Source organism: Pantoea sp. EKM21T (assembly GCF_011800405.1).
In the GTDB taxonomy this organism is placed as follows: domain Bacteria; phylum Pseudomonadota; class Gammaproteobacteria; order Enterobacterales; family Enterobacteriaceae; genus Pantoea; species Pantoea agglomerans.
On the sequence record NZ_JAALFV010000001.1, the window covers coordinates 161,715 to 184,992 of the forward strand.

Annotated in this window: 25 protein-coding genes; 2 read left to right on the top strand and 23 right to left on the bottom strand. The window is 59.3% G+C overall.

The window, feature by feature from the left end; all coding sequences use genetic code 11:
• Window positions 1-207 precede the first annotated feature (207 nt).
• Window positions 208-1,341 (top strand): glucans biosynthesis protein MdoC, encoded by a 1,134-nt coding sequence (gene mdoC / locus HFD87_RS00800; RefSeq protein WP_031593657.1) that lies wholly within the window; start codon window positions 208-210, stop codon window positions 1,339-1,341.
• A gap of 193 nt (window positions 1,342-1,534) precedes the next feature.
• On the opposite strand, the gene HFD87_RS00805 is transcribed toward mdoC, so the two are convergent.
• The gene (locus HFD87_RS00805; protein ID WP_010669827.1) at window positions 1,535-2,995 is read right to left on the bottom strand and encodes a phospholipase D family protein; all 1,461 of its coding nucleotides are present in this window, start codon (window positions 2,993-2,995) and stop codon (window positions 1,535-1,537) included.
• A gap of 155 nt (window positions 2,996-3,150) precedes the next feature.
• On the opposite strand from HFD87_RS00805, the gene HFD87_RS00810 reads away from it, so the two are divergent.
• The gene (locus HFD87_RS00810; protein WP_167422822.1) at window positions 3,151-4,314 is read left to right on the top strand and encodes a beta-glucosidase; all 1,164 of its coding nucleotides are present in this window, start codon (window positions 3,151-3,153) and stop codon (window positions 4,312-4,314) included.
• Here HFD87_RS00810 and HFD87_RS00815 read toward each other — a convergent pair.
• The 22 genes from HFD87_RS00815 to HFD87_RS00920 all read right to left on the bottom strand — a co-directional run bounded on the left by HFD87_RS00815 (window position 4,302) and on the right by HFD87_RS00920 (window position 23,276).
• Complete coding sequence (locus HFD87_RS00815; RefSeq protein ID WP_010246427.1) at window positions 4,302-4,475, bottom strand: hypothetical protein; 174 nt, start codon at window positions 4,473-4,475, stop codon at window positions 4,302-4,304. The genes HFD87_RS00810 and HFD87_RS00815 overlap by 13 nt on opposite strands.
• A gap of 39 nt (window positions 4,476-4,514) precedes the next feature.
• Complete coding sequence (locus tag HFD87_RS00820) at window positions 4,515-4,658, bottom strand: hypothetical protein (RefSeq protein ID WP_010246429.1); 144 nt, start codon at window positions 4,656-4,658, stop codon at window positions 4,515-4,517.
• A gap of 132 nt (window positions 4,659-4,790) precedes the next feature.
• Window positions 4,791-6,026 (bottom strand): beta-ketoacyl-ACP synthase, encoded by a 1,236-nt coding sequence (locus HFD87_RS00825; RefSeq protein WP_171820328.1) that lies wholly within the window; start codon window positions 6,024-6,026, stop codon window positions 4,791-4,793.
• A complete protein-coding gene (locus HFD87_RS00830) occupies window positions 6,023-6,754 on the bottom strand; it encodes a 3-ketoacyl-ACP reductase FabG2 (protein WP_167422823.1) in 732 nt (243 codons plus the stop codon). Before HFD87_RS00830 ends, HFD87_RS00825 begins: the two co-directional genes overlap by 4 nt.
• Entirely contained in the window at window positions 6,751-7,227 is a 477-nt protein-coding gene (locus HFD87_RS00835) for a 3-hydroxy-fatty acyl-ACP dehydratase (protein ID WP_167422824.1), read from the bottom strand. The genes HFD87_RS00830 and HFD87_RS00835 overlap by 4 nt, the downstream gene beginning before the upstream one ends.
• Entirely contained in the window at window positions 7,217-8,377 is a 1,161-nt protein-coding gene (locus tag HFD87_RS00840) for a beta-ketoacyl-[acyl-carrier-protein] synthase family protein (RefSeq protein ID WP_167422825.1), read from the bottom strand. Before HFD87_RS00840 ends, HFD87_RS00835 begins: the two co-directional genes overlap by 11 nt.
• The gene (locus HFD87_RS00845; protein ID WP_022625891.1) at window positions 8,374-8,946 is read right to left on the bottom strand and encodes a DUF3261 domain-containing protein; all 573 of its coding nucleotides are present in this window, start codon (window positions 8,944-8,946) and stop codon (window positions 8,374-8,376) included. Before HFD87_RS00845 ends, HFD87_RS00840 begins: the two co-directional genes overlap by 4 nt.
• Window positions 8,943-11,249, bottom strand: a complete 2,307-nt coding sequence (locus tag HFD87_RS00850) for an MMPL family transporter (protein WP_167422826.1) — start codon at window positions 11,247-11,249, stop codon at window positions 8,943-8,945. The genes HFD87_RS00845 and HFD87_RS00850 overlap by 4 nt, the downstream gene beginning before the upstream one ends.
• Complete coding sequence (locus HFD87_RS00855; protein WP_010246442.1) at window positions 11,236-11,844, bottom strand: outer membrane lipoprotein carrier protein LolA; 609 nt, start codon at window positions 11,842-11,844, stop codon at window positions 11,236-11,238. The genes HFD87_RS00850 and HFD87_RS00855 overlap by 14 nt, the downstream gene beginning before the upstream one ends.
• Window positions 11,838-12,251 carry a thioesterase family protein gene (locus HFD87_RS00860; RefSeq protein WP_167422827.1) on the bottom strand — a complete coding sequence of 138 codons (414 nt, stop codon included), beginning with the start codon at window positions 12,249-12,251 and terminating at the stop codon, window positions 11,838-11,840. Before HFD87_RS00860 ends, HFD87_RS00855 begins: the two co-directional genes overlap by 7 nt.
• Window positions 12,244-13,953, bottom strand: coding sequence for a glycosyltransferase (locus HFD87_RS00865; RefSeq protein WP_033786573.1), 1,710 nt, complete (start codon window positions 13,951-13,953; stop codon window positions 12,244-12,246). Before HFD87_RS00865 ends, HFD87_RS00860 begins: the two co-directional genes overlap by 8 nt.
• Complete coding sequence (locus HFD87_RS00870; RefSeq protein ID WP_010669819.1) at window positions 13,947-14,294, bottom strand: 3-hydroxyacyl-ACP dehydratase FabZ family protein; 348 nt, start codon at window positions 14,292-14,294, stop codon at window positions 13,947-13,949. Before HFD87_RS00870 ends, HFD87_RS00865 begins: the two co-directional genes overlap by 7 nt.
• Window positions 14,281-15,600 (bottom strand): AMP-binding protein, encoded by a 1,320-nt coding sequence (locus HFD87_RS00875; RefSeq protein ID WP_167422937.1) that lies wholly within the window; start codon window positions 15,598-15,600, stop codon window positions 14,281-14,283. Before HFD87_RS00875 ends, HFD87_RS00870 begins: the two co-directional genes overlap by 14 nt.
• Window positions 15,597-16,160, bottom strand: coding sequence for a hypothetical protein (locus HFD87_RS00880; RefSeq protein ID WP_033779443.1), 564 nt, complete (start codon window positions 16,158-16,160; stop codon window positions 15,597-15,599). Before HFD87_RS00880 ends, HFD87_RS00875 begins: the two co-directional genes overlap by 4 nt.
• A gap of 7 nt (window positions 16,161-16,167) precedes the next feature.
• The gene (locus tag HFD87_RS00885) at window positions 16,168-16,422 is read right to left on the bottom strand and encodes an acyl carrier protein (protein WP_111533659.1); all 255 of its coding nucleotides are present in this window, start codon (window positions 16,420-16,422) and stop codon (window positions 16,168-16,170) included.
• Window positions 16,423-16,438: 16 nt separating this feature from the next.
• Window positions 16,439-16,696: a phosphopantetheine-binding protein gene (locus tag HFD87_RS00890; protein ID WP_010669816.1), complete on the bottom strand. Its 258-nt coding sequence runs from the start codon at window positions 16,694-16,696 to the stop codon at window positions 16,439-16,441.
• A gap of 13 nt (window positions 16,697-16,709) precedes the next feature.
• On the bottom strand, window positions 16,710-17,510 hold the full coding sequence (locus HFD87_RS00895; RefSeq protein WP_010246457.1) for a 1-acyl-sn-glycerol-3-phosphate acyltransferase: 801 nt from the start codon (window positions 17,508-17,510) through the stop codon (window positions 16,710-16,712).
• Window positions 17,503-18,234, bottom strand: a complete 732-nt coding sequence (locus HFD87_RS00900) for a beta-ketoacyl synthase chain length factor (protein ID WP_033786580.1) — start codon at window positions 18,232-18,234, stop codon at window positions 17,503-17,505. The genes HFD87_RS00895 and HFD87_RS00900 overlap by 8 nt, the downstream gene beginning before the upstream one ends.
• A gap of 230 nt (window positions 18,235-18,464) precedes the next feature.
• On the bottom strand, window positions 18,465-18,851 hold the full coding sequence (locus HFD87_RS00905; RefSeq protein ID WP_010669813.1) for a hypothetical protein: 387 nt from the start codon (window positions 18,849-18,851) through the stop codon (window positions 18,465-18,467).
• A gap of 266 nt (window positions 18,852-19,117) precedes the next feature.
• The gene (locus tag HFD87_RS00910) at window positions 19,118-20,503 is read right to left on the bottom strand and encodes an efflux transporter outer membrane subunit (protein WP_370881057.1); all 1,386 of its coding nucleotides are present in this window, start codon (window positions 20,501-20,503) and stop codon (window positions 19,118-19,120) included.
• The gene (locus HFD87_RS00915) at window positions 20,500-21,594 is read right to left on the bottom strand and encodes an HlyD family secretion protein (protein WP_167422828.1); all 1,095 of its coding nucleotides are present in this window, start codon (window positions 21,592-21,594) and stop codon (window positions 20,500-20,502) included. Before HFD87_RS00915 ends, HFD87_RS00910 begins: the two co-directional genes overlap by 4 nt.
• Complete coding sequence (locus tag HFD87_RS00920) at window positions 21,591-23,276, bottom strand: MFS transporter (RefSeq protein ID WP_029518976.1); 1,686 nt, start codon at window positions 23,274-23,276, stop codon at window positions 21,591-21,593. The genes HFD87_RS00915 and HFD87_RS00920 overlap by 4 nt, the downstream gene beginning before the upstream one ends.
• Window positions 23,277-23,278: the final 2 nt, after the last annotated feature.

Here is a 23,278-nt window from a genome sequence, read left to right on the forward strand (position 1 = left end):
CGTTTATCTTAAAGGATTATTCGGTTTTCCGACAGCTTATGCGCAACATTGTTCCCGCATTTCGTCAGGCTTAACCCTGCTTTTAGGACAATTAGACACTACGGATTCCACTGATAGTATACCTGGTTTATCCCAGGTAGAATTTTCACAGAGCATAATCCGGTTTCAGGGTGAAACCGGTTAAACGTACTAACGAACTGGAACTTTATGAGTACTGTAAAACCTGAACGTGAATACTTCCTCGACTCCATCCGCGCCTATCTGATGTTACTGGGGGTGCCGTTTCACGTTTCCCTCATCTACTCCGCGCAGAAATGGGCAGTAAACAGTCATGAAGCGTCGTTATGGCTGACGCTGCTGAATGATTTTATTCATGCGTTTCGTATGCAGGTGTTTTTCGTCATTTCGGGCTATTTCTCCTACATGCTGTATCTGCGCTATCAGCCACGTCGCTTCCTGAAGGTGCGTCTGGAACGGGTAGGTATCCCGCTGCTGACCGCCATTCCGCTGCTGACGCTGCCGCAATTTTTTATGCTGAAAGAGTGGACGGATAAGCTGGCTGACTGGCCCCGCTTCACCCCGTACCAGAAGTTTAATAACCTGATGTGGGAGCTGATTTCACACCTGTGGTTCCTGGTGGTGCTGGTGATGCTGACCACGCTGGGGATGGTGACCTTCCGCTGGCTGCGCGATCAGCATCGCACCATTGATTATTCGCGGGTTGGCTGGGGATCGCTGACGGCGGGCGTACTGGCGTGGGCGCTGCTCTGGTGCGTGTTCCGGCGTCTGGTGTTTATTTTCCAGCCTGCGTGGCTGATGGATGGTTTGTTTAGCATCATTGTGATGCAGACGCTCTTCTATCTGCCGTTCTTTATGCTGGGAGCGCTGGCGTGGAAACATCCGCCGCTGAAGCAGCTGTTTGTCCGCTTCAATCTGGTGATGTGGGTCGGTGCGCTGCTGATGTTTGCGGCCTATTGCGCCAACCAGCGACTGAGCAGCGGTGAGGGCTGGTTGTATGAGCTGGATGCGATTATCTCGACGCTGATGGGCCTTTGCATGCTGAACGTCTGCTTCTGCTTTGGTCATAAGCTGCTGAATTCGCATTCGCCGCGCATTATGTATCTGGTCAATGCATCACTGTTTATCTATCTGGTGCACCATCCGCTGACGCTGCTGTATGGCATTTACGTGACGCCTCGCATTGAAAACAACACCCTGGGCTTCTTCGTTGGCCTGCTGATGGTGTTTGGCATCGCGTTTCTGCTGTATGAGATTCACCTGCGTATCCCGCTGCTGCGGTTCCTTTTCTCGGGGAAATTTGAGCGTAAACAAGCACAATGACAGGCGAGCAGTAACCTCGGGCCATAAGTGAGGTCAGGCTATAAATGATGTGTCTCACAGACAGCTTAAGAGTTTAAAGCGATGGGAGCATACGCCAGTAGCAAAGCATAGCGGGCCAGGGATGGCGGGTTTTGCGTCTTTGCGGAGGGCGTATGCTTCCTGAGCCAGCGCCTGTACCCAGGCAAGGTCCAGCTTAAAGCAGCCACTCAATCGGCAACCGCCACACTAACCGCACCTGCAGCCGTTGCCACCAGGAGCAGCCCGGCTCGTGTTTATGCACAATCTGCTGCGGCTCACCCGGATACTCCAGCCAGTTTACCCTGCCCCACTTATCCAGCCGCAGCGTCCATGCCCGATCGCGCATTGACTGGCTGAAACGCTGATGCGTCTCTCCGGCGAGCGCCGCACTCTCAATCACCAGTCCCATTTCCGTATTCAGCACCGCTGAACGGGGATCGAAGTTAAACGAGCCGATAAACAGCGTCTGTTGATCCACTGAGAAGGTTTTGGCATGCAGGCTGGAGCCGGAGTTACCGGTTAATCCCCGGTCGTGCGGGGCATCAGGCACGCCCGCCTGCGGTTTCAGCTCATAGAGCGCAATACCATGACGCAGCAGTTTTTTGCGCCACTTAGCGTAGCCGGCATGGACAATCGACACATCGTTAGCCGCCAGCGAATTGGTCAGAATGGCAATTTTTACCCCTTTGCGCTTCAGCGACAGCAGCTGAGCGACCCCTGCGCGGGTCGGCACGAAATAGGCCGAGATGATGTCGAACTGCTTTTGCGGCGTGCCTATCACCTCCAGCATTCGCTGCGGCAGCAGGCTTCTGGCACGCGCTTTGCCCAGCCCTTTACGCGGATCATCGCTCAGCAGGCGCGCTTTTGCCCAGGTCAGAGCCAGCGTACCCTCTTCCAGCTCCTGCAGCAGCGAAGAATTTTCCAGCCGCTGAAGATAGCGCTGCACCGGTTCACTGTGACGCCATTCTGCTGGCAGACTCACACTGTCCTCTTCCGGCTCCTCTTCATCCAGCACCTGCTGCAGCGGCGAGACCGGCTTGCTGCGCCAGTAGCGCTCAAAATCCTCTGCGACTTCTTTAACCACCGGGCCTATTGCCATGACGTCGAGATCGGCAAACAGCGGTTCATTGCCGGTGCCGAAATATTCGTCGCCGATATTGCGCCCACCGACCACGGTCGTGACGCCATCCACCGTAAAGCTTTTGTTATGCATGCGGCGGTTCAGACGGGCAAAATCGGTGAGATAACCCAGCGCGCGCAGGGTGCGAAACGAGAACGGATTAAACAGCCGCACCTCAATATTGGGATGGCGGTTGAGCTGGGCCAGCGTGTCGTCCAGGCCCGGCGTATTGTTGTCATCCAGCAGCAGCCGCACTTTCACCCCGCGTCGGGCAGCTTCCAGCACGGCACTGAACAGCAACCGGCCAGAGAGATCGTTTTGCCAGATGTAATACTGGATATCGAGTGAACGCTCCGCTTTTTGCATCAGCAGATAGCGGGCAGCAAAAGCATCCAGCCCGTCGCTCAGCTGATGGACGCCGCTCAGCCCCGGATGGCGCAGACACTCTGGCTCCAGCTGTGTTTCCAGCCAGCTGGACCGTTCCAATGGCTGGGAGAGCTCAAACGCTTCGGTCATGACATTTCCCTGTAAAATGCAGTTATTTTTATTATTCCCCGGTCCGACCTCTGATGCTATTCCTCTGTTCTGAGTTAGTGAGGGGTCACGGGCGTTTTTTAGTCTAGACTTAACCGGACGATCTGTGACCGGCATTATCCCGGCAGGAGAGGAATATGTCTCATCAATCCCTTACAGATGCCCGCCAGCGCTATCATCCCAGCCTGTTTCGCAGTTTTTTCCAGGGCAGCTTCCCCTGTTCCACTGCCTGCCGTACACCCGGTAAACGGCTGGATATGGTGATCAGCAGCGGACACGATATGCTGCTGGAAAAAGATTATGCCGCCCTGGCTGAGCAGCATCTGTTCACCGCCCGCGACGGTGCGCGCTGGCATCTGATCGAAAAGATCCCTGGCCAGTATGACTGGCAGAGCTTTCTGCCGATGGTCGACGCCGCGCGACGTCAGCAGATGGAGATCATCTGGGAGCTGGCTCATTTCGGTTATCCCGATCATCTTAATATCTGGAAAGCCGAGTTTGTTGACCATTTTAGTCGTTTCGCTCGCGCGATGGCACAACTGATGCGCGATCAGGGCATCGAACGCCCCTTCTTTACACCGGTTAATCAAATCTCATTCTGGTCATGGGCTGGGGCGGATGTGGCCTGGTTTAATCCCCATGCGGCGCAGCGTGGTAAAGAGCTGAAGCGCCAGCTGGTTCGCGCCTCGCTGGCGGCGATACATGCCATTCGCGAGGTCTATCCGGAGGCGCGCTTTGTGCTGACTGACCCGCTGGTGCAGATCGCTCATCATCCCGATAATCCGGACAGCAAACCCTATGCCGATGCGCAGCATCAGGCGCAGTTCGAAGCCTGGGACATGCTGGCTGGTCGCGTCGATAAGGAGCTAGGCGGCAGTGAAGATTGCCTGGATATCCTCGGCCTGAACTACTATCCCGATAACCACTGGTTTTTCCCCGACCAGCCGATGTCGCTGGAGGATCCGGAGCGTGTGCCGCTGCATATTCTGCTGGCGCAGTGCTGGCAGCGCTACCAGCGTCCGATGCTGATTGCTGAAACTGGCGCTGAGGGTGAAGCGCGCGCCCCCTGGCTGCAGGAGATCAGTGAAAATGTGGAGGTGGCGCTGGATAAGGGCATTGCGGTGGAGGGGATTTCGCTCTATCCGGTAGTGGAGTATCCCGCCTGGGCCGATGACCGGCGTTCCCCTGGCCCGCTGCTGGGATTAGCCGATCCCAATGGCAACCGTAATCTGCATGAGCCGCTGGCGCTGGTATTGCGCAGTCAGCAGATTAAGTTTGCGACACGAAATCAGACGTGCTGAGAAGGTGGCTTTTTAGGGTAACAGGAGCGAACGTCGAGAGAGGGATCGGCAGGATGACGTACGTCGGTCAGCCAGACCATGGTAAACAGGAAGGTCACCCCGATCAGGCAGGCCGCCAGCAAACCGATAATTGCGATTAATTTGTCATCTCCGGAGTCCATCGCCTTCTCCTTATTCAATCCGTTGAATCCCTGTGCGTGTCAGCTCATCCAGAGCGTAATCATCAGGACAAAGATTATAAGCGTTACCGAGGTCACCGCAAGCACCACTATCGCAAAGTGCGCATCGTCAAGTGACTGGCGAATTGGCTCATCGTGATCGTCGGGTGGCAAGGGTAAAGACATAACTATCCTGTGAAAAACATGGGCCGCCGGGAATGATGCGGTGAGTGACAGTGTAGATGAAAGGCTGATTATCGTCCGGTTCTTTCGTCCGAAAAATAAACTGGCCCGTGCCAGCGCGGCACGGGCCTGAGATCAGACGCCGCGCCAGCGTTTGAAGATCAATGAAGTGTTAATGCCACCAAAGGCAAAGTTGTTGCTCTGGATATAGTCGGTTTCAATCTCACGCGGCTCACCCATGATGTAATCCAGCTGGCCGCCATCTGCTGCCGGTTGCGTCAGGTTCAGGGTTGGCGCAAACCACCCTTCCCGCATCATCTCAATGCTCATCCAGGCTTCCAGCGCCCCACAGGCACCCAGCGTATGGCCAAAATATGACTTCAGCGAAGAGATCGGCGTCGTTTCGCCAAACACCGCCGCCGTCGCCAGACTTTCGGCCATATCACCCCGTTCAGTGGCGGTGCCGTGCGCATTCACATAACCAACGTCTGCGGCCGTGATACCGGCGCTTTGCAACGCCCGCTCGATGCAAATCTGCATGGTTTCCCGCTGCGGCTGAGTAATATGGGCGGCGTCGCAGTTGGTATGAAAACCGGTGATCTCTGCGTAGATCGTTGCACCGCGTGCCAGGGCATGTTCCAGCGACTCAAGGATCAGCGTGCCCGCCCCTTCGCCAATTACCAGACCATCGCGCTGCTGATCAAAGGGTGCGGGCGTGGTGTGCGGCGCGTCATTACGCTGGCTGGTGGCAAACAGGGTGTCAAACACCGCGGCTTCCGACGGACAGAGCTCTTCAGCGCCACCAGCCACCATCACCGTCTGATACCCGTGACGAATCGCTTCCCAGGCATAGCCAATCGCCTGGCTGCCAGAGGTACAGGCGCTGGAGGTCGGGATCACCCGGCCGCGCAGGCCGAAAAAGAGTCCGGCATTGACGGCCGTGGTATGCGGCATCATCTGCACATAGGTGGTGCCGGTGATATTGTTGGTGTGCTTTTCAGTCAGCATGGTGGCGAACTCGCTGACCGGCCCGGTGCTGCCGGTGGAAGAACCGTAGGCGATACCCGTTTCTCCGCTGGTCAGCACCGGATGGTCAATCAGACCCGCCTGGGTCAGCGCCAGCTCGGTCGCACGCGTTGCCAGCAGCGAAACGCGGCCCATGGCGCGGATGCGCTTGCGGGTGTAGTGCGCCGGCAGCACAAAGTCATCCACCGGTGCGCCGAGCAGCGTATGCAGCCCGTCGTAGATCTGCCACTCCGGCATAAAGCGCACCGCATTGCGGCCCGCACGGATCCGTGCCGAAACCTCAGCCCAGGACTCACCAAAGGCGGTTACGCCGCCCATGCCGGTTACGACTACCCGCTGGATCACAGCATGCCTCCGTTAATAGAAATGACCTGACGCGTCACGTAGCCTGCGATATCGGACATCAGATAGCTCGCCAGTCCGGCGACCTCTTCAGCCGTGCCCATGCGCTTCATCGGCACGATCTTCATCGCTTCCTCTATCACCTGAGGTTCCAGCCCCTCCATACCGGTATCAATCAGGCCCGGCGCAATGCAGTTAACGGTGATTTTGCGTTTCGCCAGTTCAATCGCCAGCGCCTTAGTGGCACCAATAATGCCCGCTTTCGCCGCGCTGTAGTTCACCTGACCGCGATTACCCATTATCCCCGACACCGACGAGAGCGTGATAATGCGGCCGCCGCGCCGCAGACCGATCATCGGCATCACGCAGGGCTGGATCACATTGTAAAAACTGTCGAGATTGGTGTGGATGACGCTGTCCCACTCCTGATCCGTCAGGGCAGGAAACGCCGCATCGCGGGTGATACCGGCGTTGCTCACCACACCATAATAGGCGCCATATTGCTCAATATCCGCCTCCAGCGCAGCGCGGGTTGCCGCCCGATCGGCCACATCAAATCCCAGCACACGGCCGCTGCCGCCTGCGGTTTCAATCTGCTGCAGGCACTGCTCAGCGCCTGCGCGGTCACGGTTGAAATGGACGATAACCTGATAGCCATCCTGGGCGAGACGCAACGCAATCGCGCGGCCAATCCCTTTACTGGCGCCCGTCACTAATACCGAATCTGTCATGGCTGATTTCCTTGTGACATCAATTGCTGTAATTCTGCTTCATTGGGTTGATACGTATTCAGGCGACCGCTGGCAAGCCGCTGGGTGCCGTAATGAATGTCACCCTCAAAGCTGCCCATGCGGTCATCGCGCATCAGCAGCGTCATTCTGATATCCAGCGTAACACTGGCGGGAAAGAAGGATCGCTCTGCCCGCCAGCCGCGTCCGCCCAGCAGCATGCCCGGCGGGATAAGGGTGGCGCCGCCCTGCTTTGCATGCCAGCCCGACCAGACGCCCACGGTTTGCGCCATCATCTCGACGCCAAACCAGGCGGGCAGTTCACCCTGAGGCGTCAGAAACGGTGTCAGTACGCCACCGGCGCAGGTCGACACCTGACAGTGAACCTGCTCATCATCCACGGCGATCAGCTGATCAAGCAGCAGCATCGGCGCAGCGTGCGGCAGCCAGCGTGCCGCGGGAGAATTAATAACCATGTTGGCGTCCCAGAATCAGACAGGTGTTATTGCCGCCAAAGGCAAAAGAGTTAGAGGCGATGACCGGCCGTTGCAGCGCCTGTGGCTGTAATAACAATCCGCAATCCGGCAGCGTCTCATCCGGCGCCATCTCACTGAAATCCTGCGCGGGCAGCGGCAGATCGTTTTGCAGGATCAGCGCACTGAGGGCGGCTTCACACACTCCCGCCGCGCCGAGCGTATGGCCGGTCAGATGTTTGGTCGAGCTGCACGGCACTGCATTGCCAAACAGACGCTGAATCACGGCAGCTTCCATCTGGTCGTTAAGCGGCGTCGCGGTGCCGTGCAGATTGATATAACCCACCTGCTCTGGCAACAGGTTCGCCTTTTGCAGCGCCATACGCATCGCCCGTTCAGCGCCCTCGCCCTGCGGATGGGGAGCGGACATGTGCCAGGCGTCAGACGATTCGCCAGCTCCCAGTAGCGCCAGCGGCTGCGGTTCCCGCGTCAGCAGCATCAGTGCGGCCCCTTCGCCAATCGAGATGCCGTCGCGATCGCGGCTGAAGGGAGCGCAGCGACGTTCAGAGAGAGACTCCAGGCTGTCGAATCCGTTGATCGGCATCCGGCTCAGCGAGTCCGCACCGCCCACCAGCGCCACATCCACCAGCCCCGCCGCGATCAGCCGCTCACCACTGATAATGGCGCGGGCGCTGGAGGAGCAGGCGGTTGAAATGGTATAGGCCGGGCCATCCAGACGCAGATAGTGAGCCAGGAAACGGGAGGGATCGCCCAGCTCCTGCATCTGATAGTGATAACCGGACTGACTGCCGCCAATCTGCTGATCGCCCTCATCCACACCCGAGGTGCTGGTTCCCAGCACAACTGCCACTCTGCTGGCACCATAGTGCGCAATCGCCGCGTCGAGCGCCGGACGGATTTGCGCCAGCGCGGCCAGCAGCAGCTGGTTATTACGGGTGTTGTGCACGCTCAGGGCAGCAGGAACCGATGGCAAATCGCCTTCAACCCTGCCAAGCCAGCAGGCGCGGTCGCCGCTCAGCCAGCCATGACGCAGCTGCATGCCGGGTGCCTCACCCCTGGTAAGGCTGGCCGCAATCTGCTGAGTGTTATTCCCCAGGGCATTCAGCATGCCGATGGCAGAGATGTAAATCATGAGCCGTCCAGATGTTGAATGCGGATCTGATAGCCAAACGCATGCTGCTGAATGCTGATGGGCTGGCGCTGATTACCGCGTTGCAGATAATCGATTTCTGTAACCAGCTTATTATCGGCATCGATCAGCCGTCGCTTTAACCCCTGATCCTGCAACGTCCAGCCTGGCGGCAGCTGTTTTTGCCACAGCTCCCGTGGCCAGTAACTGAGCATAATATCCGCCAGCACCTGACTGGCAGGCGGCATCTGCGGCAGCGGCATCAGTTGCTGGGTGTGAATACCGCTGGCATCGTAGCGCAGGCTGAACAGACGAATACCCACCGAGGAGAGTCCGGCCAGATCAATTTGCTGTTCATCGGCGCTGAGCAGCACCAGCAGTGACTGACTCTGGCCTTTCACCTGTCCGGTCAGCAACTGCTGCTGCTGGAAGGCGGGACGGATGCCCGGCGGTGGCAGCGTCACCTTCACGCCCGGTTTCAGCCAGGCGGTGGGACGGCTGCTGTCGGGTGCAGGTCCGGCACAGGCGCTGAGCAGCAGAGCCGTCAGCAGAATAAGAGCGGCGCGGATCATCGTTTACTCCTTGATCGGGTGGGTCGCATCGCCAGCGGCGACAGCAGGAAAGCGCTGAAGATGCCGCTGCATAACACTGTGCCAAAACTGGCAATCGCGCTGGTGCTGCTGAATACCAGCATACCCAGCGTCAGTAAGGTGGTAATCATCGCCAGCGACACCGCCAGCAACGAGGTCAGCGGCGTACCCTGCGGGTTGCTGAAAAAGAGCGTGTAGTTAATGCCGATGCCCAGCACCAGAATCAGTGCCAGCAGCGCAAATAGATTCAGCGACGCACCGATCCAGCCCAGCGTTGCCAGCGCCATCGCCAGCGACAGCACTGACGGCAGCGCGCTGCGTAAGCCCGCCTTTAACCCCAGTCGCAGGACAAAACTCAGGGTGATCAGCAGCAGCGCCAGCGCCAGTAACCCGCTCAGCAGGGTGCGCCAGAAGCTGAACAGCGAATCGTAACCTGATTTGCGGTCAATCCAGCTGACGCCCGGATGCTGTTTGGTCAGCTCCCCGAGTGCAGCGCTGTTTTTTACGCCGCTGGTGGGGATCAAAACACCGCTGCGCCCGTCTGGCAGCGTCAGCCACAGCAGTCGCCAGCCTTCACTCAGCGGACTCGACAGCCACGCCTCTGGCGTTACCGGCATCGGGGTCAGATCCGGTGCCGGCAGCGTGATACCCGCCTGCTGCAGGCGGGCCGTAATATCCGGTACTGCCTGTTTCAACAGCTGAAGATCCCGCTGTTGCTGCGCCAGCGACGTCAGCGGCAGCAGACGATAGTGCTGCAGCCAGCCCTGCTGCTGCGCCTGTTGCAGATCCGGTGCCAGTTTTTCCAGCCGCTGCAGCGTCTGCTGCGCGTCATCGCCCCAGACCACAAACCAGGTCTGATCGGCGCGCTGTCCGGTCAGGGTTGCCAGCTGGCGATCCTGCTCCAGCAGATGCGCAGGCGCACTTTGCAGATGGGCGATGTCATCATCCACCTTTAACTGGGCGATACCGGCCAGCGCGAAGATCGCCATCGCCATCGGTAATCCGACGCGCAGCCCGCGCTGGCGACGCCAGGCGGCAAGCCAGCGCGCCAGAGGCACCATCAGCGGCACCGGACGCACCGGTAATCCGCGTACCAGCCACGGATAGATCAGAATCACCGTCAGACAGGAGGCCGTTAATCCGCTGGCGGCAAACACCGCCAGCTGCCGCAGCCCCGGGAACGGTGCCAGCAGCATCAGCAGCCAGGCGATGGCGGTGGTCGCCAGCGCCAGCAGCAGCGTGCCGCGGACTTTTCGCAGGCTCTGCCACGGCGTCTGCTGATCGCCGTGCACCATGCGCTCGGTGAGATAATAGAGCGTGTAATCCGCAGAGATGCCGACAATACTCAGGCTCATCACCAGCGTCATCAGATGCAGTTCACCGAAGCAAAGCAGCGTCATCACCGTGCCCGCCATCGCGCCGATGGCCACAGACGTGACCGTCAGCAACAGCGGGCGCAGTGAGCGAAAGACCAGCAGCACCAGCAGGACGACGCCACCCAGCGTCACACTGCCCAGCGTTTTAACGTCATGCTGCGCACGCTGGCTGGCGTTGTCGCTGAACAGCACCGTGCCACGCGTCAGCAGTTTCGCCTGCGGCCAGCGGCTTTTAAGCTGTTGCTCCAGCGCGCTGAGTCGGGTAACCAGCGCATGACTTTGCTGCATACTGAAGGCGTTGTTCGCCAGTTCGCCATGCAGAAAATACCACTGCTGACCCTGTGCATCTTTTACTGTCAGCCAGCCATCATGCAGCGTCATGCGCCCGGCGTTTTGTGCCAGCGCCAGCTGCGAACCCCGCACCAGCATCAGGGGATCGCCCTGCAACTCTTTGCTGCTGACGCCAGAGAAGGCCGAAAAGAGCTGCGCCAGCAGCCAGTCAGCCTGCGCCTCGCCGCCGTTCTGCAAGCGGTCGCGCGTCACCTCATCGATCAGGCCGTTACGGTGTTGCCAGGCAAAGCGGCCCCACTGCTGCTGCTGTTGCCCGTCGAGATCACCCTGCACCTGTTTCAGGTCAGGCAGCGCGCGCAGCTGGGCCAGCCACCAGGCGGCGACCTGGGGATCGTCCTGCTCACCGGGTGAAACCAGCCACACCAGCTGGCGATCCAGCCGCTGCATAAAGCCCTGCTGCAGCGCAGGCGGTGCCGCCCCCAGATTCTGCTGCGGCAGTAGCGCCAGCACACTGCTGTTGAGCTGACTGCGCGGCAGCAAAAAAGAGAGCGCAGCCGCCAGCAGCAGACAGAGGGCCAGCCACAGGAGGGCCAGCAGCCGATCGTTACGGCCCGGCAAAACGCGCCTGCTCCTCGTCGCTTAACTGCGGCGGTTCAATTCGGGTGTTGCTGAGCTCTATTTGCGTTTTATCGCCCTGCTTATCATCCAGGTTGATGCTGTCCAGGTAGGCGCTGCCCGCCAGCGAGATACGGTTGAAGATTTTGTTGAGCGGCGCCGCTTTGGGCGTCAGCTCCAGCGTCCAGGCTCCGTTGCCGCGATCGCTGAAGGCCACGCTGAAGTTCTCGTTCAGCACTTTCTGGTCGGCCTGGAACAGCGCCCGCAAGAGATGGTTGAACTGGAACATCTGCGGGTTGCTGTCGGCGGTGATTACCTGAGGCTTCTGGCCGCTGAGGCTCTGCACCATGCGTTTATCATCCAGCAGCAGCGTCATCACAAAGGGTGTCTGCTGATGCCACCATAAGCCCTGCTCGCGAGCGATCAGCATCTGCCCGTGCGAGACCAGCGGCTGACGCATGCCGGAAATGGTGCGCGTCTGGATAAAGTCTGCCCGAATCACAGGCTGGCTGGCAAAACGCTGCTGCAGCTGATCCAGCGTGACCGCGCTGGCGGCACTGGCCCACAGCAGCAGGCTGGTAAGCACAATTTTCAGCATCCTTTCACTCCTAAACGTTCCAGTAAAATATCGGGTGAAACAAAGCACAACGCCTGACTCTCCTGCTCCACCGCCACCTGCAGAGTATGCGCTTTGGTGGTGATCTGGCCGGCAGCATTTCGCACTTCATAGTCGATGCGCAGACGGTTCTCATATTCCGTAATCCGGGCGCTGACGCGAATCTTCTCTTCGCAGCGCAGTGGCTGGCGGTATTTGACCCGGGTATCGACCACCGGCCAGACGTAGCCGCTGGCGGCCATCTCGCCATAGCTGTAGTTAATGCTGCGCAGCAGGGCTTCACGCGCCACTTCGAAAAAGCGGAAATAGTTGCCGTGCCAGACCACGCCCATGGGATCGCAGTCGTGGAATGAGACGGTCAGCACGACTTCAGCATGATGTTCAGTCATGGTCAGACTCCTTGTGGTGCGCCTGTTGATCAGGCAGCGTCCAGAAATCGAAAAAGTTAAACCAGTCGAGCGGCGCCAGCAGTGCGTAATGGGCCAGCCGCGCTGCGTAACGATCGACCGCCTGTTGCAGTGCCTGCTGACGTTGCGCACGCGGCAGCAGCAGCGGATCGGCGAAAGGCTCACAGTGAATACGCAGTTTACCCTGTTGCTGCAGGGCGAACATCAGCAGCACCGGACAGCGCAACGCGGCCGCCAGTACAAACGGCCCCTGTGGAAAGGGCGCGGCGCGGCCCAGAAAGTCGCTCCAGATCACCCGCCGCTCGCCGCCGCGCTGCGGATTGACCGCGGTGCGATCCCCGACAATCGCCACCCATTCGCCCGCATCCAGCTTCTGTTGCAGCAGGATAGCGGTCTCCGGCCCGATATCGCTCACCGGCATCAGATTCACCCCCGCCTGCGGGGCGATGGTTTCCAGCACCGCCCGAAAACGCCGGGCGTTGTCGGTAAACACCAGCGCATTAATCACCAGTCCGCTGACCTGCTGCGCCATCGCGCGACAGGCTTCAATGTCACCAAGATGGGAAGCGAGAATCAGCTTGCCCTGCGGCGTGGGTGTGCGGATCACCGCTTCTGCGCCTGGCGCAAAATCGATATCACGTCCCCAGCGCAGATCGCCGCGCCAGCTGGCCACTTTATCCAGCATTGCCCCGGCGAACCGCAGGAAATGGCGGTAGCTGTTAAGCCGTGGCGGTAACGCAATCTGCTGCTGCTGAGCGGCGGTAGTGACCTGCGCCAGCCACTGCCGGGAAGCGCGTCGCGCGCGCTGACCGCTCAGCCAGTAGACCGCCACTACCGGCCAGAGTAGCAGCGTAAAGGGGAGCCGCCCGCCGTAGCGATAGACCGCCAGCATAAAACGTAATCCCCACTGTCCGCGCCGCTCCGTTTCCGCAGACCAGTGCGTCGGCGGTTTACGCATCGCCAGCAGACGAGGAATGCGCGGCAGCATGCCGAAAAACAGCCGGGTATGCATCCAGGAGATGCGCAGGTTGTCGTAGAGCGCATCGAAGTGTGACAGCCCGCTGGCCGGATAGGTGACGCGAGTCGGGATAAAGCGACTGCGGGTTCCCTGCCAGTAGAGCCGCACCATGATCTCGGTGTCAAAATCCATGCGCTGACCGATGGCCCGGCGATCGCACAGCGCCAGCGTCGCGGCCAGGGGATAGACGCGGAAGCCGCACATGCTGTCGCGGATCGACAGCGACAGCGTTTCAATCCAGACCCAGAAGTGGGTGATGTAGCGACCATAAAGGCGTGATTTGGGGATCGAGTCGTCATAGAGCGGCTGACCGGAGATCAGCGCGTCGGGATAACGCTCCGCTTCCGCCAGCATCAGCGGCAGATCTTCCGCCTGATGCTGGCCGTCCGCGTCAAGCTGCACCGCATGGGTGAAGCCGCGTGCCGCCGCGGCCCGCAGTCCGTGGATCACCGCCGCGCCTTTACCCTGATTGCTGTCGAGTCGCAGCAGGCTGAGCTGCGGGGCGTGCAGCGTCGCCAGCTGAAGCTGTGTGGCCGCATCGCTGCCATCATCCACCACGATTACCGGCAGATTAAAGGGTGCCAGCCGTGCCAGCACTGACGCCATCATCGCGCCGTGGTTGTAGCAGGGGATCACCACGCAGGGTGAAAACGGGGCGCTTAACACAGCGCGATCTTCCCGCTGCTGGCGATCTGCTCGCCGTCGTTCTTCAGCAGGCTGTAACGGAAACTCAGGCGGGATTTTTCAGCGTCCCAGTCCAGATGCAGTTGCAATAGCGAGTCGGGTAATACCGGCTGCTGAAATTTAATGTTATCAACGGCGGCAAACTGTTTACCGGGCGCAAGCAGTGATACGCCGTAGTGCATCACCCAGTCGAGCTGAGCCACACCCGGCAGAATGGGCAGATGCGGAAAGTGGCCCTGAAACCAGAAGAGTCCGGCATCTATCTGCAGGATCAGCGTGACGCTGTCAGCCCGCAGCTCCCGGCTGCGTTCAATCGGCAACATGAAAAAGTTCCTCTATTTGCGGCCAGGCGCGTTTGCTTTGGGTGGTCACCGGAATAGTGGCCACAATCCGCCAGTAGCGTGGCATCGCCAGCGGTTCCAGCCAACGCTGCAGCTGGCGTTTCCACTGCTGCCTGCGCTGATGCAGAGCCGCCTCATCCAGTGCGCTGTTCAGCGCCAGCACGACGCCAATCGCCTGACGCTCATGACGCGTGACCACCAGCGCTACGGCATCCTCTATTTCCGGCAGGTCGGTCAGACGGCGCTCTATCTCGCTTAATGAGATGCGCTTGTCACCGATTTTTACGATGCGATCGTGGCGGCCTGCAAGCTGAAATCCGCCGTCCGGCTGCATAGTCAGTCGATCGTCGAGCTGCAGCCCGCTGTCACCGGCAATCAGCGGCGACCAGACCTGCCAGCGATCGGGCGTCACCTGCTCCAGCCTGACCTGCGGGAAGCGGCGCCACGGCGCCTCCGCCCGATCGCATTGACGCCAGGCCAGAATGCCGGTTTCGGTGCTGCCGTAGATTTCACTGACCTGACAGCCAAATCGCTGCCAGACCTGCTCCGCATCAGAGTCGCGCAGTGCGCCACCGGCAGAGACAATCAGTTCACAGGCGGGCGCTTTCAGCGTGCTGTCCAGCCGCGATAAAAAGGCCGGGCTGCTGATAAAGGCATAGCGAACGTCGCGCGGAAGCTGGGCCAGTTGTTCACCGTAAAACAGCGGCTGGGCGGCAAACGGCAGCCTGAGCATCATCGGCAGGAAAAGTCGAAACGATAAACCGTAGAGATGCTGATGGCTGACCGAGGCGATGACCCTGCACCCCCGCAACGGTTCGCCCCACAGGCTGCTGAGCCAGCGGCTCTCCTGCTCCATCACCGCCAGCGACTTCACTACCTGACGCGGTGCGCCGGTGGATCCCGAGGTGAAGAGCACCAGCTCTGCACTCTCCGGCAGCGGCGGCAGCGGCCCCTGAGTTTCTGCGTCGTCCCACGCCAGCAGCGGCAGGCTGACCGCCAGCGGCATGTCGCACAGCACGCCATCCAGCCGATCCTGCCTCTCATCCAGCAGCGCGGCGCGGCAGTGACCCGGCATCACCGGCGTTTTACCGGCATACCAGCATGCCAGCAGCGCCACACAAAAACGGTAACTGTCATCAAAACAGAGCGCCCAGTGGCTGCCCGGTTGTGCTGCCAAGCGCTGGCGGAGCGCCACGACCTGACGATGCATCGCGCTGAGCATCAAACGTTGATCGCCGCGCCAGGCGACCTCGCGATCGTCTCCCGTCAGCCAGTCGGCCACTCTCATGCTTTTCGCCTCACGCGCTGACGTACCAGCCATTCAGCGCTCATCAGCACTGCGATTAGCAGATAACTTATGCCGCCATTCCACAGCGTCCAGAGCCGCAGATCGCCCAGCAAACAGGTATAGATCGCCATGCTGCCGTTGCCGATAAAAAACAGGCACCAGATTTGGGTGACGCGGCGGGTATAGCGCACTGCCGCAGGGGGAAGCACGGGCTCACGCAGCCGGGCGATGCGTTCCACCAGCGGCATCGCACTCCAGAGTGAGGCGCCAAACACCAGCAGCATCGCCAGATTGACCGCCACCGGATACCACAGCAGCAGATGCTGAGTGCGTAATAGCTGGCTGCTGACACAGAGCAGTGCACCGAGCAGCGCCAGCCAGCCCATGACCGCGCCCATGGCGTTTTGCTGACGACGCAGCTGCAGCCAGCGCAGGCCAAACAGCAGCGCCAGCAGCCAGAAAAGCCCCTGCCAGCGCGGCTGGGTCAGCGCCAGCCAGACCAGCAGTGGCCAGGCCAGTAGCGTAAGCAGATTCAGCAGGCGAAGCGTAGCAGCAGGCACGGCGGGATCAGGCGTCTTCGCGCATCAGTTGTTCCACGGCATCCACCACATCCTGCACGGTGCGCACTGCGCGGAAGGTTTCCGGTTTAATTTTACGGCCGGTACGTTTTTGCAGATGAACCACCATATCGACGGCATCAATGCTGTCGAGTTCGAGATCTTCATACAGACGTGCCCCGGGATGGATATCCTCAGGCGCAATTTCAAACAGGCTGGTCAGCAGCGAAGCCACTTCCTGATAGATCTGTTCTTTGTTCATCATAAGGTTGTCTCCGCTTTCAGCCGCGCTGTTGGTTGACGAACGCAGCCAGCGTCGCAACAGAGAAAAAGTGGGCGCGCAGGGTTTCACTCTCAGCGGACAGCGCCACGCCGTAGCGATTTTTCACTGCCAGGCCAAGTTCCAGTGCATCAATCGAGTCCAGCCCCAGTCCGTCGCCAAACAGTGCAGCGTCGGTCTCTATATCATCGGGACTGAGATCTTCAAGGTTTAGCGTGTCGATAATCATCTGTTTGATATCGTTAATTAATGAATCCATACCGGTTTTCGTCTTACCTGTTCTGGGGGACCAGCGCCTGCTGTAAATGGCGGGTCAGGCGACGCGCGGCCAGCGGCTGCGCGTCGGGATTGCTTTCACAAAACGACTGACTGTCGATTCGCGTTTGTACACGCACGGTAAACAGTGGTTTAACCGGCGGAATCTGATACCAGCGGCTCTGTTTATCGAGCATACGCTGGCTACAGGTGATGTGAACCACACGCAGATCGCATCCGGCGCGCACCGCAATATTGGCTGCCCCGCGCTGCAGAGTCAGTGAATGACCGTAGCGGGTGCGGGTGCCTTCCGGAAAGATCAGGATATTGTCGCCGCGCGCCAGTCGCTGCTGGCTGTCCGGCAACAGCGTCTCCGCTTCACTGTTGATCAGATAGTCCGCGGCGCGGATCACCCCACGCATAAAGGGGTTCTTTTGCAGATCGGCTTTAACCAGACAATCCATCTCTGGCAGTACCGAAGCGATCATCACGTAGTCGATCAGTGATGGATGATTGGCGACAATCAGGCATCCGCGATCCTGTTGCAGCAGCTCTGCGCCTTCAATCCGGTAGTCATAGACCCCGGTCATCCGGCAGAATCGCAGAAAGCAACGGAAGCTAAAGGCGATAGCGCGTCGGGCCAGGAGGCGGCGGCGCAGCGAATCGCGCTGTACCAGCAGCAGCAGGTTGAAGCCAATCAGCGACAGCAGCAGTCCGCCTATGCCAAACAGCGTAAAACTCACCGCCGTCATCACCAGCCGCCAGCAATAGTTCATGCGGCTGCCGGTGTAGTGCGCCGGTTGTGAACAATCAGCCATGATGTCTCTCCCAGTGCCATGTCAGGCGTTCGCCCGGCAGGCTGAAGGTGGGCGATTCCGCCAGCCACTGCTGCAGAAAGCGCAGGCTTTGCGGTAACCCTGTTTCTGCCCTCTCCTCTCTGCCAGCACGGCCAGTGCAGTGCAGCTGGTCGCCCGGGCGCAGCAGCAGCGCCACCGCATAGGGAAAGTTCACACGCTGTTCCGGCAGCCACGGCAGATAGTAGTCAGGCACGATGCCGTCGAAATCAACCAGCAGTACCTGCTGATAACCCGCCTGATGCAGCGCGCTGACTTCGATCAATCCCTGCTGAAACGAGTCGACTCCGGCGGCGATTGAGGTGGAGACCAGTGGTGCTTTGGCTGCAATAGTCAGGCTGCCGACCGCCGAATTGTGAACTGACATGGCAAAATCCGTGGGTGACATTGACTGCTGATCGGCCAGCGTAGTGAGGATACGCAGATTACGTTCCAGTTCACCGTGACGACTGGTGAACACGATAGCGTCAACCTGCTGACGCGCGAGCAGCGCCAGCCCACACTCTACCGCCGCACGACTGCCGCCGCTCAGACGACGTGCAGTCATCATCGGTAAAAATTGCGGCTTTGCCATCGCCTCTTTAGGGTCTATGACGATGCCCTGTTGCGCCCAGTGCTGCCAGCCCTCGCCCCCGTGTAATCCCGGAGCCAGAGCCTGCCAGTCGACCAGTGAGTAAGCGAGTCTCATCTCAACACTCTTTTTGTCATATGTGTGGCATCGGCGTTTATCGGGGCGTCATCCCGGCCCTCTGCAAAAAAAGTGCGTCCGGGAAACCCTCTGCCGATTCCGCATCAGGCCTTCACGGTAGAGGGTTACTCAGTGGTTCAGCAATAGCAGCTCATCTGATTTGTCGGCCGGCTGCCGGAGATCTTTATGCTTTGATCGGCTGTCGACACATCATTGCGACAGCGCACGCATTACTGAGCGGCAAGAGCAGAGAGTCGTAACTGAATATCCTGATCGAGATTGGCAATCCAGCGGTTGTAGTTATTGTGGATCTCGCCCTGCTCCGCTTTCAGGTTCTCACTGCTGACATAATCGATGCGGTAGTTCTGGCTGGTATACGTGATGCGAATAGTCGCCACGAAATCACGCTGGGCCAGACGACCATTGATCACGCCAGGCGAAACGGGAGTCATCACCCATTTCCGGCCAATACCCGCTTCAATGATCGCCAGTTTCATCTGGTTGTCGCTGTAACGCTGAGTGAGCGTTTGATTCACGTTATGAATCGGCGCAGTGCGCGCGCAGCCGGTTAATAACGCAGCGACCACGGCCAGCGTGCAAATAGTTTTTTTATTCATGATGAATCCCTTCTTTTATTTTTATATCAGTAAGTTAAACGGATAATCCGTCTCGCGCAGGCTAAGCTTTCAGTGCGCTTTTCCGTCTGGCTGGCTTAAAACCCGCGCATGATACCACCGAATGTAAAGACAGGTAAGCAGAAGTATGCATGGGTTTTAGGGGGTTATTTGGGGGATTAAAGCGGGGAATATACGCAGTCGCCGCGACAGCGCAGAGGCCGATCCCTGCCGCAGAAACTCTGGCTGCGGCTGGATCGGTCTGGGGATTACTGTGTGGAGGCGGGTGTCCAGCCACCGCCCAGCGCGCGGTAGAGATCGATCTGCGCCAGCAGCAGGTTATTTTTGACAGTCACCCGATTCAGCTGCGTTGAAAACAGGGTGCGCTGCGCATCCAGTTCATCCAGATAGGAGGCGTAGCCGTTCTGATAGCGATTGCGGGCAATGCGCAGCGCTTCCGTCACATAGGCTTCCTGCTTTTGCAGCTCCTGAAGTTGTGCCTCACGCTGCCTGATAGCGTCTATTGCATCGTTAACTTCCGAGAAGGCGTTGCGCACCACTTTTTCATAGCCATAAAGTGCCTGATTGCGCGTCGCCATTGAGACATCCACCTGCGCCGTCAGCGCTTCACGGTTCAGCAGCGGTGCCAGGATGCTGCCGCCCACGCTCCACAGCCGGAACGGATCATCCGCGAGCTGGTGCAGCACCGAACTCTGCAGGGTGCCGGTCGCGGTGAGGTTAAGCCCAGGCAGCAGCTTAGCGCGCGACGATGCCAGGCTGGCATCTGCGGCCAGTAACTGGCGCTGAGCCTGCACAATATCCGGACGGCGATTGAGTAGCTCTGATGGCAGCAGTGACGGCATCCGCTGCGGTGAAATCTGGTCAAACTGCTGACGACGGGCGATGCTGCGCGGGTTCATACCCACCAGAAGGCTCAGCGCATTCTCCTGCTGGGTGATCTGGTGCTGCAACTGAGGCATCTGCGCTTTGGCCGACTGATATTCCGAGGCGGCCTGCATCCACTCCAGCCTGGAGGTGTAGCCGGTTTCAAACTGACGCTGTGCCAGCTTCAGCGAATTGTTGCGGGTCGCCAGCGTCGCCTCCGTGACCCGCAACTGCTCATCCAGCGCGCACAGGTTGAGATAACCTGACGCCACCGAACTGGCGATGGTCAGCTCGGCGGCAGACGCAGCGGCCTGCTGCGCCGCTAAACTCGCCTGCGATGCGGTGATGCTACTGCTGCGTGCTCCCCAGAGATCGACCTCGTAGTTCGCCTGTAATAAGCCCTGAAAAATATCGGTTTCATAGGGCTGGCCCGTCACTGACGAGAGCGTACGCTCCCGGGTCGCGGCCACACCGGCGCTCAGGGTCGGAAAGTTATCGCCCTGCGTGGCGCGCAGCTGGGCGCGATACTGGTCAACCCGGGATCGCGCCGTGAGGATATCGGGGTTATTGCGCAGCGCCTGCGTCACCAGCCGGTTGAGATTTTCATCATGAAAAGCGCGCCACCACTCCGCCTCCGGCGCAGCAGATGGCCCGACACTATTGCGCCAGGCGTCGGGGATCGGCAGAGAGGCCGGTGCCTTTTCAACCTGCGTGGCGCAGCCGGTCAGAAGGAGTGCCAGTGCGCTTACCATTAAGCCGCGCCGCATCATGGCGCGCCCTCACCGGCGGGTTGTGCGGCGGTGTCGATGTTGACTTCGACCGACATACCCGGGCGTAACTGATGCATATCCTGGTCATTGATGCGGATGCGAACCGGAATGCGCTGCGCAATTTTCACGAAGTTACCGGTGGCGTTGTCGGGCGAAATCGCGCTGAACTCTGAGCCTGCGGCCGGAGAGATAAATTCAACCTGACCCGTAAAGCGTTTGCCATCCAGCGCATCGACCCGAATCGTCACCGGCAGGCCTGGACGAATATTTGCCAGCTGGGTCTCTTTCAGATTCGCGATAATCCATTTGTGATTAGGCACCACCGAGGTCAGGCGCGTACCTGCCGTGACATAGGCGCCAGTGCGCACCGCCAGCTGGCCGAGCTGGCCATCATCGGGCGCGGTAATCCGGGTATTCGCCAGATCGATTTCCGCCAGCTCCAGCGCGGCGCGGGCGCTGTCGACATCGCCTTTCAGCGCGTCACGGTTAACGATGACGGTTTGCAGATTCTGCTGGGCGACGGCGATCTGCGCCGCAGCCTGACGTACCTGCGCCTGCGCCTGGGCGTCTGCGGCCCGGGCGGCATCGCGCTCGCGCACCGACAGGGATCCATCCGCCGTGAGATTTTCGACACGCTTCAGATCGAAGCCGCTTTTCAGCGCCTGTGCTTTGGCATTCTCCAGTGCCGATTTATTGCTCTGGATGGTCGCTTCTGCGCTGCGACGCTGCTGCAGGTTATTGTTCAGCGCCGCCTGCTTCATCGCCAGCTGCGCCTGCGCCTGATGCACCCGCTGGCGATAGATACGGTCGTCAATCGTCATCAGCAACTGCCCTTTTTTCACCGGCTGCAGATCGATCACTTCGACTGAGGTGAGATAGCCATTAACCTGCGGGCTGATAAAGGTCACCTGACCGCGCACATAGGCATTCTCGGTGCTTTGTATTGCGCTGGTGAAGGGCCAGAGTTGCCAGGCATAAAGAATAACCAGTACACCAATCACCACAATGCCGCTGCCTGCGGCGATAGAAAGAATGCGGCGGCGATTCGCGCGTTCGCGTTCCGCCGCCTGAAGCTCATCCTGCTGACTCATTGTTTCTCCGTTGATTCCTGTAATGCGGCCAGCTGTTGCTGCTCACGCAGGTTAAATTGCGCCTGACGCCAGTCAAGATAACGACGACGGGTCAAACGCCAGATCACCCACATCAGGGTGACCAGTGCCAGCGCGGCAGTTAACAGGTAGGTGTCGTTATAGGCGAGCACGTTGGCCTGCAGCGTGGCGATTACCTGTAACTGGCTGGTGCTCTGCGCGCCGCGCAGAACGTCGTCACCCACCAGCGAATTAAACAGCGCATTATACTGGCTGAGCCGTTCGGTGACGTTGGGATCGAGCAGTGAGAGCTGATCGCCCAGCAGGCTGGAGTGATATTTTTCCCGCCAGACCTGAAACGTGCCAAGAATAGCCGAGCCGATCAGCCCGCCGAGGTTCTGACTCATGCCAAACAGCACCACGAAGCTCACCAGATTTTTCGGCTGAGTCACCACGCTGCCAATGCCCATCAGCATCGCGGGCGCCATGAAAAAGGCGCTGCTGAAGCCCAGCAGAAACTGGCTGAAATACATATTGCTGGCGCGGGTCAGTGGACTGGATTGCGCATCCATCAGCGAGGCGATAATCATCACTACCAGCGAGGTAACAATCGGCCAGTTGAGATGATTGGGCTTGATAGTCAGCGCACTGGCGGCGATGCCCGCAATAACCCCGGCCATGATCGCCAGCGCCAGACCGCGCATTTGATCGTTCTGCAAGCCAATCTGCTGCAGAAAGCCGATTGCACCGGTGTTCTGTTCCGCCAGTACGATACGGATCATGATCATCACAATGCCAAGCCGCACCATCATGCCGCTGCTGAGCCAGCGGGTATTGATCAGCGGGTTGCGCCGGTTATGCTCAATGACGATCGCAGCGACAATCAGCGTCAGGGCGATCGCGGTACAGATACCGAGCCAGGGCGTGGTAAACCACCACTCAATACGGCCCAGCGTCAGTACGCCGCACAGCAGCGCCATACCGGGTGCCAGCAGGATAAAGGTGACGAAATCCATCTTTTCAAAGGTTTTGATGCGATCGCCCGGTGGCAGTTTCACCAGCAGTACCCCGCCCAGCGCAATCAGCGCCAGCCCCAGTTCAAACAGATAGAGACCGCGCCACTCGTTGAGCTGCAGCAATTCCGAAGAGAATAAGCGGGCCAGCGGGATAGCCAGTTGCGATACCGTCAGGCCAATCACCAGCGCTTTCAGCCGATGTTTCGCAGGCCAGGCCTGTACCTGATAGTAGATGCCCAGAGAGCTGAGCGCCGCAGCCACCATACCGTGAGCGGTGCGCACAATGATCGCCGAACTGAGATCGTTGGCGAAGAGATGGAAAAACGCCACCAGTACATACAGCACCAGAAACGCCTCGGTAAAGACACGAAGGCCAAACTGCTGACGGAATTTCACCAGCAGCAGGTTAATAGAGATGTTGCCCATCACGTAGACCGCAGGCAGCCAGGCAATCTCATTCGACCAGGCACCAAAGGTACCCTGCAGGTTGACCAGATTCGCCGTGACCAGCGCGTTACTCAGCGCACCGGTCAGCGAGATAAGTAAACCGATCAGGCCAAACGCCAGGCGTTTTGGCATCGGATGCAGCGGCGTCGAGGGCGATCCCGGCAGCATCGGTTTTTCGTGCGGCAACCACTCGCGTGCAGCGTAGGGATTTCGCTTTGCCACTG

Coding starts and splice junctions, on each gene's coding strand:
- mdoC (WP_031593657.1), top strand. CDS start 208: ATGAGTACTGTAAAACCTGAACGTGAATACTTCCTCGACTCCATCCGC.
- HFD87_RS00805 (WP_010669827.1), bottom strand. CDS start 2,995: ATGACCGAAGCGTTTGAGCTCTCCCAGCCATTGGAACGGTCCAGCTGG.
- HFD87_RS00810 (WP_167422822.1), top strand. CDS start 3,151: ATGTCTCATCAATCCCTTACAGATGCCCGCCAGCGCTATCATCCCAGC.
- HFD87_RS00815 (WP_010246427.1), bottom strand. CDS start 4,475: ATGGACTCCGGAGATGACAAATTAATCGCAATTATCGGTTTGCTGGCG.
- HFD87_RS00820 (WP_010246429.1), bottom strand. CDS start 4,658: ATGTCTTTACCCTTGCCACCCGACGATCACGATGAGCCAATTCGCCAG.
- HFD87_RS00830 (WP_167422823.1), bottom strand. CDS start 6,754: ATGACAGATTCGGTATTAGTGACGGGCGCCAGTAAAGGGATTGGCCGC.
- HFD87_RS00835 (WP_167422824.1), bottom strand. CDS start 7,227: ATGGTTATTAATTCTCCCGCGGCACGCTGGCTGCCGCACGCTGCGCCG.
- HFD87_RS00840 (WP_167422825.1), bottom strand. CDS start 8,377: ATGATTTACATCTCTGCCATCGGCATGCTGAATGCCCTGGGGAATAAC.
- HFD87_RS00845 (WP_022625891.1), bottom strand. CDS start 8,946: ATGATCCGCGCCGCTCTTATTCTGCTGACGGCTCTGCTGCTCAGCGCC.
- HFD87_RS00855 (WP_010246442.1), bottom strand. CDS start 11,844: ATGCTGAAAATTGTGCTTACCAGCCTGCTGCTGTGGGCCAGTGCCGCC.
- HFD87_RS00860 (WP_167422827.1), bottom strand. CDS start 12,251: ATGACTGAACATCATGCTGAAGTCGTGCTGACCGTCTCATTCCACGAC.
- HFD87_RS00870 (WP_010669819.1), bottom strand. CDS start 14,294: ATGTTGCCGATTGAACGCAGCCGGGAGCTGCGGGCTGACAGCGTCACG.
- HFD87_RS00875 (WP_167422937.1), bottom strand. CDS start 15,600: ATGAGAGTGGCCGACTGGCTGACGGGAGACGATCGCGAGGTCGCCTGG.
- HFD87_RS00885 (WP_111533659.1), bottom strand. CDS start 16,422: ATGATGAACAAAGAACAGATCTATCAGGAAGTGGCTTCGCTGCTGACC.
- HFD87_RS00890 (WP_010669816.1), bottom strand. CDS start 16,696: ATGGATTCATTAATTAACGATATCAAACAGATGATTATCGACACGCTA.
- HFD87_RS00895 (WP_010246457.1), bottom strand. CDS start 17,510: ATGGCTGATTGTTCACAACCGGCGCACTACACCGGCAGCCGCATGAAC.
- HFD87_RS00900 (WP_033786580.1), bottom strand. CDS start 18,234: ATGAGACTCGCTTACTCACTGGTCGACTGGCAGGCTCTGGCTCCGGGA.
- HFD87_RS00905 (WP_010669813.1), bottom strand. CDS start 18,851: ATGAATAAAAAAACTATTTGCACGCTGGCCGTGGTCGCTGCGTTATTA.
- HFD87_RS00910 (WP_370881057.1), bottom strand. CDS start 20,503: ATGATGCGGCGCGGCTTAATGGTAAGCGCACTGGCACTCCTTCTGACC.
- HFD87_RS00915 (WP_167422828.1), bottom strand. CDS start 21,594: ATGAGTCAGCAGGATGAGCTTCAGGCGGCGGAACGCGAACGCGCGAAT.